We start from the raw sequence: 13,353 nt of genomic DNA on the forward strand, positions 1-13,353 counted from the left end.
TCAGATACCTGCCGATGGGCCCTTTCGATTGGCTGCCTTATGCGCCCCTTGAACCTGTGCAGCTTGTTTGGCTGAACGGCATCGAGCTGGCCGTGCTGCGCCTGGACCGCATCGACCCGCTGATCAGCGGCAACAAGTGGTTCAAGCTTACCGAACACTTGGCTCAGGCCCGCGCTACCGGCGCCCAAGGGGTTATCAGCCTTGGCGGGGCTCACTCCAACCATCTGCACGCACTGGCAGCGGCGGGCAAGCGCTTTGATTTTCCCACGGTCGGCCTGTTGCGCGGCCATCCCCAAGACACTCCCACGGTGCTCGACCTCAAGACCTTCGGCATGCAACTGCATTGGCTGGGCTACGGCGGTTATCGGGCGCGGCATGAGCCGGGTTTCTGGCTGCCCTGGCGCGAGCAGTATCCCGACCTTTATCCGATACCCGAAGGCGGTGGTGGTCTGGAGGGTGCGCTGGGCTGTGGGGTGTTGGTGGAGCAGGCGCGGGCGCAGTTGAGCCACCTCGGTTGGACGGATTACGACGCATGGTGGCTGGCGGCGGGCACCGGTACTACCCTGGCCGGGTTGGTGCTGGCGGAGGCCGGCGCGCATCCGGTGTACGGCGCAATGGCTGTGCCGGATGATCATGGCGTGGCGCAGAATGTGAGTGCGATTGTGCAGACCGGTTATGAGTTGCTGGACGCCTGCCGTGGCGGCTTTGCCAAGGTCGATCCGCTGCTGCTCGACTTTATCGAGCGCACCGAACGGGCCTGCGGTGTGCCACTGGAGCCGCTCTACACCGGCAAGGCGCTGCTGGCATTGAAGCAACAGATCGAGGCCGGACGCTTTGCCCCCGGCACCCGGCTGATCTTCATCCACACTGGCGGCCTGCAAGGCCGCCGAGGTTTCCTGTAGGTGTCAACGGGTGGGATTGTGCCCGCCCGGCATCATTCGCAAGGCAGTGTTATCGCGCATCACATAATGGTGAAAAATCCCCGCCAGCGCATGCAGCCCGATCAGCCAGTAACCGATCTGGGCGAACAGCACGTGCCAGCCTTCAATCTCCTCGGCCAACGCCTTGTTTTCTGCAATCAGCGGCGGTAACTCCATCCCATAGAACATCACCGAATGCCCCTTGGCACTGACGATCAACCAACCGGCAATCGGCAACCCGATCATCAACGCATACAGCGCCCCATGCATCAGCTTCGCCAGCAGGCTCTGCCATGGCGGCGGTGCCGGCACGATCTTCGGCGCCACCCCCAGGCTGCGTGCGAACAGGCGCAGCCACACCAGCACAAACACGGTAAGTCCGAACATAAAGTGCATTTCCACAATCAGCGTGCGCGCACCGCTGCCTTTGGGGAACTGGCCGCGTAACTCAATGCAGGCGTAGACCACCGCCAGCAGCACCACCATCAACCAGTGCAACGCAATCGACATGGTGCTGTAGCGCGTATCGGAGTTTTTCCACGGCATTGCTTTTTTCCTCACTCATCAGGGCATACCTCCGCTCTTTAGCGACGGAGTACGTTAACTGTATGCCCGTTTTGAGCGCTTCGCTCGTTGCCAATGCCGTTGCCTTGATCCTGGTCAGTAACTTTGCGGCATTTCCCCGCGTGCCAGGCGTGCGTTGATGTCGGCGATGACATTCGGCAGGTCGTTGATAGTGTCGATCAGGTAGTGCGGGCGCGAGGCTTGGAACATCGCTTCGATACGCTGACGCTCGCTGGCCAGTGTGGCGCTGTCCAGGGCGCGAAATTGCTCGTAGGTCAGGCCCAGGGCATTGCCCGAACAGGTCAGCGCTACGGTCCACATCCCGGCACGACGGCCTTCGAGAATACCCGGCACGGTGTCGTCGACCTTCACGCACGCGGCCACATCATCAATGCCCAGGGCGATCACGTTGGCCAGGGCCTGGGCCGGCCACGGGCGGCCGTTGGGGACTTCATCGGTCGCGACCACGTGGTCGGCGACATAGCCGTTGGTGGCGGCCAGGGCGACGACCTTGTCCATCACCTGCTTGGGATAGCCGGAGCAGGAGCCGATCTTGATACCTTGGGCGCGCACGCCGGCCAGGGTGTCGAGGGCGCCGGGGATCAGGGCTGAGTGTTCGGCGATCTTCTCGATTTGCAGCGGCATGAAACGCTGGTAGATGGCGGTCACGTCATCATCGGTCGGTGTGCGGCCGAAGGCCTTGCGGTAGCGCTCGGCAACTTGCGGCTGGTCGCAGAGAGTGCGGATATGGTCCCACTTGCCCATGCCCATCGGGCCACGGGCTTCTTCGATAGAGACTTGCACGTCGAACTCGGCAAACGCCTCGACAAAGATCTGCGTGGGGGCAAAGGAGCCGAAGTCGACCACGGTGCCGGCCCAGTCGAGGATAACGGCCTGGAGGGTGTTGGGGTTTTGATAGTTCATGGTTCAGGTCCTGTGGGTAATGGGGGCAGTCAAATGTCCAGCACTTCCATTTCTTGCAGCACGTCGGCGATAGCCTTGACCGCCGCCTGCATACCGGCCGCATCGACATGGCCGATGCAGCCCACGCGAAAGGTTTCCACCTGGGTCAGCTTGCCGGGGTAAAGGATGAAACCCTTGGCCTTGACCCGTTCGTAGAAGTCCTTGAACTGGTAGCGCGGGTCTTTTGGTGCGTGGAAGGTGACGATGATCGGCGCCTGGATCGCCGCCGGCAGGAAACTGCGCAGGCCCAGCGCAGCCATGCCGTCCAGCAGTGCCTGACAGTTGTCGGCGTAGCGTTGATGACGGGCGGGCAGGCCGCCTTCTTCGGCGTATTGCAGCAACGCTTCATGCAGGGCCGCGACGACGTGGGTCGGTGGGGTGAAACGCCATTGGCCGGTCTTGGCCATATAGGTGTGCTGGTCGAACAGGTCCATTGCCAGGGAATGGCAGTTGCCCTGGGAGGCGGCCAGCGCAGCTTTTTCGGCAAAGACAAAGCCCATGCCCGGTACGCCTTCCAGGCATTTGCCCGAGGCGGCGATCAGCGCCTCGAACGGCACTTCGCGAGCATCAATCGCCAGCGCGCCGAAAGAACTCATGGCATCGATGATCAGGCGCTTGTCGTGGCGTTTGACGACCTGGGCGATCTCCGCCAGCGGGTTGAGAATGCCGGTGCTGGTTTCACAATGGATCAGCGCGACGTGGGTGATGGCCGCGTCAGCCTGCAGTAGGCGATCTACATCGGCAGCGGTGGTGGGCTCGTCCTCAGCGGTTTCAAAGGTGCTGAACGAGCGACCGAGCACTTCGCAAATCTTCGCCAGGCGCTTGCCGTAGGCGCCGTTGATCAGCACCAACACCTTGCCATTGCGCGGGACCAGCGTGCCGATGGCGGCTTCGACGGCGAAGGTGCCGCTGCCCTGCAACGGCACGCAATGGTGGCTGTCGGCAGCATTGAGGATCGCCAGCAGCTGCGTGCAGACGCTGGCGGTGAGCTGGTTGAAGCGATCGTCCCATGACCCCCAATCCACCATCATCGCCTGACGGGTGCGGGTCGAAGTGGTCAGGGGGCCAGGGGTCAACAGGATCGGCGCGGCAGTGGTCATCTCAAATCCTCGCAAGGGTCGGGGTTGAAGCTACGGCGCCTAAATTGCAGTTTGGCTTGTTATCAATCAAATTGTTTGTTGTTATGCGAGCTATCAGTGAGGCCGATAGCTATGAATCTGTTCCAACTACGTGCATTCGATGCCGTGGCCCGCGAGGGCAGTTTTACCCGTGCTGCGGCGCGGCTGTTCATCAGCCAGCCGGCGGTAACCGGGCATATCAAGGCGCTTGAAGAGCATTACCAGATTGCGCTGTTGCGCCGTACCGCCCGGCGGGTGGAGTTGACCGAAGAGGGCGCACGCTTGGCGGCCATCACCCGGGCGATCTTCGGTTTGGTGGATGAGGCGCAGACCATGCTGGAGGCCAACCGGCAGTTGCTCACTGGGCGCCTGGAAGTAGCCGCGGATGGTCCGCACCTGGTGATGCCGATGATCGCCAGCCTGCGCTCGCGCTACCCGGGCATTACCGTGAACCTGCGCCTGGGCAACGCCCAGGAAACCCTGGCGGCGCTGCTGTCCGAACATGCCGATGTGGCAGTGCTCACCGAGGTGGAGCCGCGCAATGGCTTGCACCTGCAACCTCTGGACGAGTCACGGATTTGCGCGCTGGTGCCGGCAGCGCATCCGTGGGCAAAGCAGCCCGACGGGATTGAACTGGCGCAGCTGCATGAGGTGATCATGGTGCTGCGTGAACCCAGTTCCATTACCCGGCGCACGTTCGACGACGCGTGCCTGGCGGCGAATGTGCAGCCCAGGGTGCTGCTGGAACTGGACAGCCGTGAAGCCGTGACCGAAGCCGTCGCGGCCGAACTGGGGGTAGGGGTGGTGTCGTCGATGGAGGTCAGCCCGGACCCGCGGGTACACGCTGTGCCGATCCTGGGCGATGGCCTGCTGAACCGGCATACGCTCGGCTGCATGGAGCGGCGCCGTTCGCTGCGCTTGATTCAGGCTTTTTTCGAGTTGGCGTGAAGGCTGTCACGCACGATCTCCAAAAAGCTCGCCACCACGCGACGTGAGCTCTGTTCTTTCAGGCAGACGAGGGTTTCCTTCATGCGCTGAGTGCAGTCGCGGATCGGCATGGCGTACACCCGAGCGTCTGCGCCGAACTCTGCCGCCGATACCACGCCCACGCCAATGCCCACCACCACTGCTTCACGCGCGGCTTCGCGGCCTTCAACTTGAATCGCCGGGCGAATGCGCAGGCCGGCCTGGCGCATTTCCTGCTCCAGGGTCTGACGGGTCACTGAGCCGATTTCCCGCAGCACCAAGGGCGTGTCATCCAGGTCGGCCAGGCAGATGGATTCGCGCCCGGCCCAGGGATGGTTGCAGGCGACAAACGCCAGCAGTTGATCGTCGGGCAATGGCAGCGACAGCAGGCGCGCATCGTCGACATCGCGACCCAACAGCGCCAGGTCGGCCTGGTAGTTGTACAGGCGCAACAACGACTCATCGGTGTTGCCGGTTTCGATCTTCACGCTGATTCCCGGGTACAGCCGGCAGAAGCGGGCAATCTGTGGCAGTACATGTACGGGCGCATCCACCGCCAGGGTGAGGGTGCCAGTGAGCAGGGCGCGGGAGTCTTGCAGCAATTCTTCGGCTTGCGCCTCGATCACAAATAGGCGCTGAGTAATGCCCAGCAGGCGTTCGCCCAGGTCGGTCAGGCGTACCGAACGTTTGTTGCGGTGAAACAGCAACACGCCGAAGCGCTCTTCGAGTTTGCGCACCTGGTCGGAAATCGCGGGCTGGGTCAGGAACAGGCGCTCGGCGGCGCCGGTAAAACTGCCGTGCACGGCCACCGCATGGAAGGCTTTGAGTTGGGCATGGGAAACCGACATGGCACGTCCTCTTACAAGCTGAGCTTATATTTGAAATACGATAAATCGATTTTACCTATTAGTCAGCCATTGCTTTGATGCACCTCAGCCGCCGTAGGTTGAGTCCTACAACCTCGACGGCCATGGGCGCAGGCACACCGCGTTCATCTGACCAATACCGCGCCCTCCAAGGCCCGGCATTGCAGTGCTCAACCATAAAAAAAACAGGCGTTTTCTTTCGATTCTGCCGGCACACTCACACCTGAGGTCAGAACCACCATGAATATCCCTATGGGTAGCATCAAGCGTTGGCGCGTGCAGATTTTCGCCATCACCTGGCTGGCGTACGCCGCGTTCTATTTCACCCGCAAAGCCTTCTCGGTGGCAAAACTGGGGATCGGCGACGACCCAAGCTTCCCCCTCGATAAAATGATGATGGCCAACCTCGATGGCTTGTATCTCGCTGCGTACGCCGTGGGCCAGTTCACCTGGGGCATGCTCGCCGACCGCTTCGGGCCACGGGTGGTGGTGCTTGGCGGCTTGCTGGTTTCCGCCGCCGCCGCGCTGGTGATGGGCACGTTTGCGACCTTGCCGATCTTTGTCACCTGCATGTTGATCCAGGGGTTGGCGCAGTCCACCGGCTGGTCGGGGTTGTGCAAGAACCTCGGTAGTTTCTTCCCGGCCCAGCAGCGTGGGCGGGTGTTGGGGCTGTGGAGTTCGTGCTATGCCTTTGGCGGCTTGGTGGCTTCACCGTTCGCCGGCTGGTGGGCCTACACCCTGATCGGTAGTTGGCACGCGGCGTTTATCTCCAGTGCTGCGGTGGTGGCGGTGGTGGCCGTGCTGTTCTTTATTTTCCAGCGCAATACCCCCCAGGATGTGGGTTTGCCAGCGGTGGAGCCCGAGCCGCTCATGAGTGCCGAGAACAGGGCCGCCGAACAGCGCATCAGTGTGCTTGAACCGTTGCGCGCTATCTTGCGCAACCGCACGGTGTTGACGCTGGGGCTGGCGTACTTCCTGCTCAAGCCGGCGCGCTACGCGATTTTGCTGTGGGGCCCGGTAATCGTCTACGAACAGATGCCGTCGGTGGGCAAGGTCGGCGCGGCCATCGTGCCCACCGCGTTTGAGCTGGCCGGTTTGCTCGGGCCGGTACTGATCGGCCTGGCTTCCGACAAACTGTTCGGCGCCCGGCGTATGCCGGCCTGTGTGCTGAGCCTGCTGGCGTTGACCGTGGCCCTGGCGTTGTTCATGGGCGCGCTGCACACCGGCAGTGTGGTGCTGGTGATGGCCTTGCTGTTTGTCATGGGCCTGACTCTGTACGGTCCGGACTCGATGATCAGCAGCACCGCCGCCATTGACTTCGGCACTGCCAAAGCCGGCGCCACGGCGGCAGGGTTTGTGAATGGTTGCGGTTCGGTGGGCGCGATCCTCGGCGGCTTGCTGCCGGGCTACTTCGATACCGTCACGGTGTTTATCGTGTTTGCCGGCGCGGCGCTGTTTTCTTCACTGGTATTGATGCCCTACTGGAACGCCAGGCCGGCTGTTCTGGCGCAGGTGGGGGACTTCATACCGGATCGCAGTGCCACCATCAAACCCCTGCGCACCTGAGGCACCTGGCCGGTTTTTTGGTGGATTAGCGTGTTCTTGCGCTATAAACTCTGCCCCCAAAGCGCCGGCCAGTAGACGTTTCGGCGCCATGGAAAGTAGAGAGTGAGTCATGGGCGCACAGTGGAAAGTCAAACATAAAGAAGCGGCAGCCAATGCCAAGGGCAAGATTTTCGGCAAGCTGGTGAAAGAGATCACCATCGCCGCCCGCAACGGCGCCGATACCGCGACCAACGCGCACCTGCGCCTGGTGGTCGAGCAGGCCAAGAAAGCCTCGATGCCCAAGGAAACCCTGGATCGTGCGATCAAGAAGGGCGCCGGTCTGCTCGGTGAAACCGTGCAGTACCACCGTGTGACCTACGAAGGGTTTGCCCCGCACCAGGTGCCCCTGATCGTTGAGTGCGTAACCGACAACATCAACCGCACCGTGGCGGAAATCCGCGTGGCGTTCCGCAAGGGCCAGCTGGGCGCTTCCGGTTCGGTGGCGTGGGATTTCAACCACGTCGGCCTGATTGAAGCATCGCCGGACACCCCTGATGCTGATCCGGAAATGGCCGCCATCGAAGCTGGCGCCCAGGATTTTGAAGACGGTGAAGAAGAGGGCACCACCCTGTTCATCACCGAAACCACCGACCTGGATGCCGTGCAGAAAGCTTTGCCAGAGCAGGGTTTCACCGTGCTGTCGGCCAAGCTGGGTTACCTGTCGAAGAACCCGGTCAGTGGTTTGACCGATGAGCAGATGGCCGAAGTCGAGGCGTTCCTGGAAGGCCTGGATAACCATGATGATGTGCAGGATATGTTTGTCGGCCTGGCTGGCTAGTCATCACTGCATAGTGGGAGGGGGCTTGCCCCCTCCCACATTGTTCCAGCGGTGTTAGATAGCGCTCAGTACGCCGTCGATTTCTTCAAAGCTTGGCCGCGCCAACACATCGGGCTGGCAACAGCTTTTTTGCAGTTCAACCAGATCCTCATTTACTGCCCCTTCACCCCGATCCAACAACTCCCCCAGCAACACCCCGAATGCGCGCACTTCAATACGCTGCAACGCCCTGGTTTCCAAGGTGTCGGCCGTGGCATGGAATGACGCCGCGCCGAAGTCTCCGAGCAAACAATCACCCGTCACATTCCACAGGATGTTGTGGCCATACAGGTCACCGTGGGTAATCCCCTGACGGTGCAAGTGCGCCGCCACCGAAGCGATGCCTCGTGCCATGCGCAGCGCCACGTCGAGGCTGAAACGGGTATCGGCTTCGTAGATGTCCCGGGTGCAGGACGCCAGGCTAGGCAGCGCCGCGAGGTTGCGGTAGCTCGGGTCGATCAGGCTCATGACCAATGCTGCCTGATCTTGCGGGTGCCCGATGACACGGCCTTGCACCTTGATCAGGTTGGGATGCAGCCCGGCGGCAATGCAGGCTTGCATTTCATGCAGCGGTGACCCGTCGCTGGTGATGGTGCCTTTGTATAGCTTGACCGCGACCGGCAGCGCCTGGGGTTTCCAGATTGCTTTGTGAATGATCCCGGAAGCGCCTTCGCCCAATACTTCTCCCAGTTCCAGTTCAGCCCAGGGAATGTTCGGCGTCCCATCTTCGCCCGTCACTGTCATGGCCATTTCCACCGGGTTGCCGGCGTAGGCCAGCCAGGTCAGGCTTGGCAAGGTCAGCAGCCACTGCGGCAGGTGGGTCAAGCGGTTGGAGGCGATGCGGATCAGTTCCAGGTTTTGGCAGTGGGCCAGGCTTTGCGGCAATTGCGTCAGTTGGTTACCGGCCAGCATCAACTTTTGCAGCAACGGGCGCTGACCCAGTTCATCGGGCAATTGGCTGATGCAGTTGTCGGTGAGGATCAGCCAGCGCAACTTCGGCGGCAGGGCGGCGGCGGGCACATGGCCGATCTGGTTGGCCTTGAAGCCGATCATGCTCAACTTCGCGCACTGCCCCAGGCACGCCGGCAGCTCGGTAAACGCGTTGTCCGAACAAAACAGCACACGCAGGTGTGTCAGGCGGTGCAGGTCCTCGGGCAGGCTACTCAAGGCATTGCCGGTGAGATTGAGGATTTCCAGGGAGTCGGCCAGGTCGAAGATTTCCCGGGGGAACTCGGTCAGCCCGCAGGCCAGGTCCAGGCGCTTGGCGCCGGCCAATTGGCCGGCCTTGAGTTGGGCGAGGGTATTCATGAACAGCGCGGCACTCGGAAGGGGGCGTAAAAGGCGCTCATGATAGCGGCTCGGGTGCGGTTTGCGGGCAGAGCATGTGCAACTGCTGCAAGCGGCTGGCGGTGCGGGCGAGGTCGATGGCCTGGCCTTCCAGGGCTTTATCCAGCGGCTGGTGACCCATGAGGGTCAGGTGTTTGTCCTGATCGTAGAGCACGTCCACCAGGTTGATAAAACGCTGTTGCACGGCGATAGGGCATTCGGCCAACTGCGGCAGGCCGTCGATGATCCAGTGGTCGAAGTCCTGGCACAGCAGCAGGTAATCCATCACGGCGGTGAGCTGTTCACACAGGTCGTTGAAGGTGAACAGGATGGTCCGCGCCTGATGGTCTCGGCACAGCAACTGCCGATTGCCAACCGTCAGGGTTTGCGCCGGGCCATTGGTGGCAGGCACACCCAGGCTTTCCCGCTGTGCCGGTGTACCCGGCCACACATAGTGGCCGCGGGTGAAACGTTGTTGAGCGTGGGCCTGGGGCAGGCTGCGAAAGTCCTGGGGCGCGCTGACTTCCAGCACGTCCATGCGTGCGGCGATCAGGTCGATCACCGGTTTGAATCGTTCGTGATACAGCGGGTTGGGCAGCAACCCTTCGGGCGGGTAGTTGGACGTTACCAATACCAGCACGTCGCGTTGGAACAGGGCCTTGAACAAGCGGCTGATGAGCATTGCATCGCCGATATCGTGCACATGGAACTCGTCAAAACACAGCACACGGCAATCAGCGAGCAACTGATCCAGAGTGACGCCCAAGGCATCCTCATGCTCGCGGTGCGCAAACATGCCCTGGTGCAGCCGGGCAAAGAAGTCGTGGAAATGCACGCGTTGCTTCTCGGCGATGGGCAGCGCCTGGAAAAACCCGTCCAGCAGCCAGCTCTTGCCGCGACCTACCGGGCCGTGCAGGTACAGGCTGCGCGTGGCCTGGCCATAAAGCAGGTGCTGGGCCTCCCGATTCAGGGCGGTAATCGCCCGGATTTGGCCGTCACTGAGGGTGTAGCCTTGTTGTTCGGCCTTTTTCTGAAAATAGGCAGGAATGGGCGAGGCTCCCCAGGCGTCGGATTTTTTACCCAGCAGGCGCTGGAACAGGGCAAGCACGGCCAAGAATAATCACTCTGTATTGCGGTGGTCGCTTACTGTAGGACGCTTGATGCCATTTGACCAACAGTGAAGGGCGCCGAGCCTTGCAAACTGGCACTTTCGCGTTAACTGGCTAACCTCATACAAGGTTGTTACCCCTGTATAAGGAATTGGGGCAGTGAAGGGACCGGCGGTATTGGCTGTCATGGGCGCGATGCTCTGCAACACGGCTTCTGCTGCGCAACTCCAGGTGGAGGTGCGCATCGACGTGCAGCGGGGTTGCCAGTTGGTGGGCACCACTCGCAATGCGGGCATCGAGCAACTTGGCGTATTGGATTTCGGCAGCGGCCCGCGTCTGGATGACCCGGCCGGCCCACTGAGTGCGGCCCTGATCAGCCAGCGCCAGCCGCGCCTGGAGTGCAACCCCGACACGCCTTACCAAATGCGCGTTGACGGCGGCCTGCACGGTGGCGTGGGCGAAGTGCGTTACCTCAGTAATGCGATGCCCTCAAGCAAGCCCATTCCTTATCGCATTTATGCCGACGCAGCCCGGTTGATCCCCTTGCCGGTGGACGTGCCGGTCAGCGGCCGCGTACCGGACACCGGCTCGGTTGATCTGCCGTTGTATGGCCGCATTGAACCGCTCAAAGACATCCCTGCGGTGGGGCGTTATTCCGACCTGCTCAAGGTCACGGTCACATGGTAAGCCGCTATCTGGCCATCGCGGCCTTGGGCGGCCTGCTGTTGCTGGCCGAGGACGCGCAGGCGGCTGTGGTCAACGGGCAGATTCACGCGCGGTTGGTGATTACCGCCAGTTGCGAAGTCAGCAAAGGCGTGGAACGCGCGCCAGTGACGCCGGACGGTGGCACTGCGCTGTTGGATTTCGGCAGCCAGGGACCGACCTGGAACGACACCTTGGGCGCGACCATTTCCGATGGCGATAAAGCGCCGCTGTCGGTGTCCTGCAACCCGTCGTTGGTCAGCAGTTTTACCGTGACCATCGACGGTGGCGCCCATGGCGACGGCACCACGCGCCGCTTGAGCAACGGGCGCCAGACCATTCCCTATCGGCTATCGGCCGATGCGTTGGGCCAGAGTGCCTACCGCATCGGCCAGCAACGCAATTTCGTCGTGACCCAGGGCGCGCAGGTACCCATTCCGGTATTCGGCTCCGTGGTGGCGAATACCAGGGCCCTACCGGCCGGCATCTACACAGACACCCTGACGGTGACTCTGGATTGGTAAACCATGAGGATGGATATCATGCATGTACTCGTATCGCGAATGGGCGTATGTGCCCTGGGCCTGGCGCTGGCCTCCAGCCTGAATGCGGCGACCACGGTTACCGGGCAGATCAGTTCGAGCCTGACCTTGATCGCCAGTTGCCAGGTCAACGGCTCCGGGGCGGCTACCGGGCTGAATTTCGGTAGCTTGAACTTCGGCACCACCAACAGCCTGTTTACCAATGCCGACGCCCAGTTGCTGGGCGGCACCGGCACCGGCGGGGCGCTGTCGATTCTGTGTTCAGCCGGTACCACGCCAACGGTGACGGTGCGTGCCGGCACCCATGATGGCGCCTCGCCGGGGGGCACCCGTGCGCTGGCCGATGGGGCGGGTAACTTCGTGCCTTACGATTTCTACACTGACAGCGGGCGTTCCGCGCTGTTGGCGATCGATGGCGTGGTGACGCTCGCCACCAGTACCGGCGTGGCACAAACCGTCAACCTCTACGGTCGCGCGGTGGGCAAGGCGGGCCTGCCGGCAGGTACTTACACCGATACCGTGGCCGTGGAGCTGACGTTCTGACCCTGTGGCTCAGGCTGGGGGTGGCCTGTGGATTGGCGCTGCCGTTGCCGTTGTCGGCAGCGACCAGCCAGAGCTTCCAGGTCAGCGCGACCATTACTCCCGGTTGCCTGATCGTGGGCGGCGGCTCCAACTACGGCGCGTTGGCCTATGGCAGCTATTCGGCACTGGCCACCGGTACGGTCACGGCAGCCCTCACCGGCGGTGTGACCTTGCAATGCACTCCGGGGGTGGCGCTGACCATGAGTGTGGATGGCGGCCTTTACAACAGCGCCGGGCGCAATTTGCAGCTCAACAGCGGCAGCGCGCGGGTGGCCTATCAACTGTTTCGCGACGCGGCGTTCAGCCAGAGCCTGGGCGTCAGCCAGAGCGTCAGCGTGACTTACAGCGATGCCAACAACATCAGCCTGCCGATTTACGGGCGGGTGGTATTACCCGGCAATCAGCCTGGGGGGACGTACAGCGACACGCTGCAGGTGCAGCTGTCGTGGTAGGGCTAACGGTATTGAGGAGTGGATTTATGCATTCAACTTCCCGGCGGTGGTGGGCCGCGGGTATTGCCTTGGGGCTTTTGTGTGGCGCAGGGCTGGTGCAGGCGGCCAGTTCGGTGCTGATCTGGCCCATCGACCCGGTGCTGGAGGCCGATCAACAGGCCAGCGCGCTGTGGTTGGAGAACCGTGGCACGGAAACGGCCAACCTGCAGATCCGCGTATTTGCCTGGAGCCAGAACGGTTTCGACGAGCAGTACCAAAACCAGCGCGACGTGATCGGCAGCCCGCCGGTGGCCAAAATCGAGCCCGGCCAGAAGCAACTGGTGCGCCTGACCCGAACCCGCGAAGTACCGCCGGGGCAGGAGCTGGCCTATCGCATCATCATCGATGAAATCCCCTCGGCGCTGCAGGTGCCGGCGCCGCCGGAAGGCAAGAACACGGCGGCGGCGATTCGCTTCCAGATGCGCTATTCGGTGCCCTTGTTTGCCTACGGCGCCGGGCTGTGGAGCAAGGACGACGCCACACGTCAACGCGACCCCAAGGGGGCCGGCAAGCCGGACTTGAGCTGGCAAAAGGTCAACGTGGGCGGGCGCAGTTACATCGAGATGCGCAACCAGGGCGCCGTGCATGCGCGGCTCACCGATGCGTCGTTCAAACAAGGCGGGCAGACCCGGCCGCTGGTAGAAGGTCTGCTCGGCTATGTGCTGCCGGGCGCGAGTATGCGCTGGCCGGTGCCGGATGCCGTATCGGCCGACCAGCCGTTGCAGGTCAGGGTCAACGGTGCGCCCCAATTGGAAAGCCTGGCGCCCAAGCGATAACCGTCA

Annotated in this window: 15 protein-coding genes; 9 read left to right on the forward strand and 6 right to left on the reverse strand. The window is 62.2% G+C overall.

All coding sequences use genetic code 11. The annotated features are described in order from the left end of the window. Positions 1-14 precede the first annotated feature (14 nt). Positions 15-902, forward strand: a complete 888-nt coding sequence (locus tag E3O56_RS11375) for a pyridoxal-phosphate dependent enzyme (protein WP_216091741.1) — start codon at positions 15-17, stop codon at positions 900-902. Between the two features lie 3 nt (positions 903-905). Here E3O56_RS11375 and E3O56_RS11380 read toward each other — a convergent pair whose 3' ends face one another. The 3 genes from E3O56_RS11380 to E3O56_RS11390 form a co-directional block, all read right to left on the reverse strand. Continuing rightward, on the reverse strand, positions 906-1,466 hold the full coding sequence (locus E3O56_RS11380; RefSeq protein ID WP_046068703.1) for a cytochrome b: 561 nt from the start codon (positions 1,464-1,466) through the stop codon (positions 906-908). Positions 1,467-1,580: 114 nt separating this feature from the next. Then, the gene (phnX, locus tag E3O56_RS11385) at positions 1,581-2,408 is read right to left on the reverse strand and encodes a phosphonoacetaldehyde hydrolase (RefSeq protein ID WP_248090082.1); all 828 of its coding nucleotides are present in this window, start codon (positions 2,406-2,408) and stop codon (positions 1,581-1,583) included. Between the two features lie 29 nt (positions 2,409-2,437). Next, entirely contained in the window at positions 2,438-3,547 is a 1,110-nt protein-coding gene (locus E3O56_RS11390) for a 2-aminoethylphosphonate--pyruvate transaminase (protein WP_248128258.1), read from the reverse strand. Between the two features lie 111 nt (positions 3,548-3,658). Between E3O56_RS11390 and E3O56_RS11395 the strand changes: the two genes are divergently transcribed. After that, positions 3,659-4,513, forward strand: coding sequence for a LysR substrate-binding domain-containing protein (locus E3O56_RS11395; protein WP_103734458.1), 855 nt, complete (start codon positions 3,659-3,661; stop codon positions 4,511-4,513). Here the strand turns inward: E3O56_RS11395 and E3O56_RS11400 are convergent. After that, positions 4,489-5,379, reverse strand: a complete 891-nt coding sequence (locus tag E3O56_RS11400) for a LysR substrate-binding domain-containing protein (protein WP_103734459.1) — start codon at positions 5,377-5,379, stop codon at positions 4,489-4,491. The genes E3O56_RS11395 and E3O56_RS11400 overlap by 25 nt on opposite strands. Before the next feature lie 258 nt (positions 5,380-5,637). On the opposite strand from E3O56_RS11400, the gene E3O56_RS11405 reads away from it, so the two are divergent. Together E3O56_RS11405 and E3O56_RS11410 are read left to right on the forward strand one after the other, a co-directional pair. After that, positions 5,638-6,963 (forward strand): MFS transporter, encoded by a 1,326-nt coding sequence (locus E3O56_RS11405; protein WP_103734460.1) that lies wholly within the window; start codon positions 5,638-5,640, stop codon positions 6,961-6,963. A gap of 109 nt (positions 6,964-7,072) precedes the next feature. After that, entirely contained in the window at positions 7,073-7,780 is a 708-nt protein-coding gene (locus E3O56_RS11410) for a YebC/PmpR family DNA-binding transcriptional regulator (RefSeq protein WP_005789254.1), read from the forward strand. Positions 7,781-7,834: 54 nt separating this feature from the next. Here E3O56_RS11410 and E3O56_RS11415 read toward each other — a convergent pair whose 3' ends face one another. Together E3O56_RS11415 and zapE are read right to left on the reverse strand one after the other, a co-directional pair. Beyond that, positions 7,835-9,127, reverse strand: coding sequence for a protein kinase (locus tag E3O56_RS11415; RefSeq protein WP_248128260.1), 1,293 nt, complete (start codon positions 9,125-9,127; stop codon positions 7,835-7,837). 37 nt (positions 9,128-9,164) lie between these two features. Next, entirely contained in the window at positions 9,165-10,259 is a 1,095-nt protein-coding gene (gene zapE / locus E3O56_RS11420; protein WP_103734462.1) for a cell division protein ZapE, read from the reverse strand. A 190-nt stretch (positions 10,260-10,449) separates the two neighbouring features. On the opposite strand from zapE, the gene E3O56_RS11425 reads away from it, so the two are divergent. From E3O56_RS11425 to E3O56_RS11445, 5 genes are read left to right on the forward strand one after another with little or no spacing between them, the layout of a single operon-like run. Next, positions 10,450-10,941: a spore coat U domain-containing protein gene (locus tag E3O56_RS11425; protein ID WP_187432786.1), complete on the forward strand. Its 492-nt coding sequence runs from the start codon at positions 10,450-10,452 to the stop codon at positions 10,939-10,941. Next, complete coding sequence (locus E3O56_RS11430; protein WP_032880551.1) at positions 10,935-11,480, forward strand: spore coat protein U domain-containing protein; 546 nt, start codon at positions 10,935-10,937, stop codon at positions 11,478-11,480. Before E3O56_RS11425 ends, E3O56_RS11430 begins: the two co-directional genes overlap by 7 nt. An 18-nt stretch (positions 11,481-11,498) precedes the next feature. Next, positions 11,499-12,041, forward strand: coding sequence for a spore coat protein U domain-containing protein (locus tag E3O56_RS11435; protein WP_248128262.1), 543 nt, complete (start codon positions 11,499-11,501; stop codon positions 12,039-12,041). Positions 12,042-12,043: 2 nt separating this feature from the next. Then, on the forward strand, positions 12,044-12,532 hold the full coding sequence (locus E3O56_RS11440; protein ID WP_032880552.1) for a spore coat U domain-containing protein: 489 nt from the start codon (positions 12,044-12,046) through the stop codon (positions 12,530-12,532). A 26-nt stretch (positions 12,533-12,558) separates the two neighbouring features. After that, complete coding sequence (locus E3O56_RS11445; RefSeq protein WP_248128263.1) at positions 12,559-13,347, forward strand: molecular chaperone; 789 nt, start codon at positions 12,559-12,561, stop codon at positions 13,345-13,347. The last annotated feature ends 6 nt before the right edge of the window (positions 13,348-13,353 follow it).

The sequence above is a fragment of the Pseudomonas sp. W2Aug9 genome, assembly GCF_023127755.1.
GTDB lineage: Bacteria > Pseudomonadota > Gammaproteobacteria > Pseudomonadales > Pseudomonadaceae > Aquipseudomonas > Aquipseudomonas synxantha_A.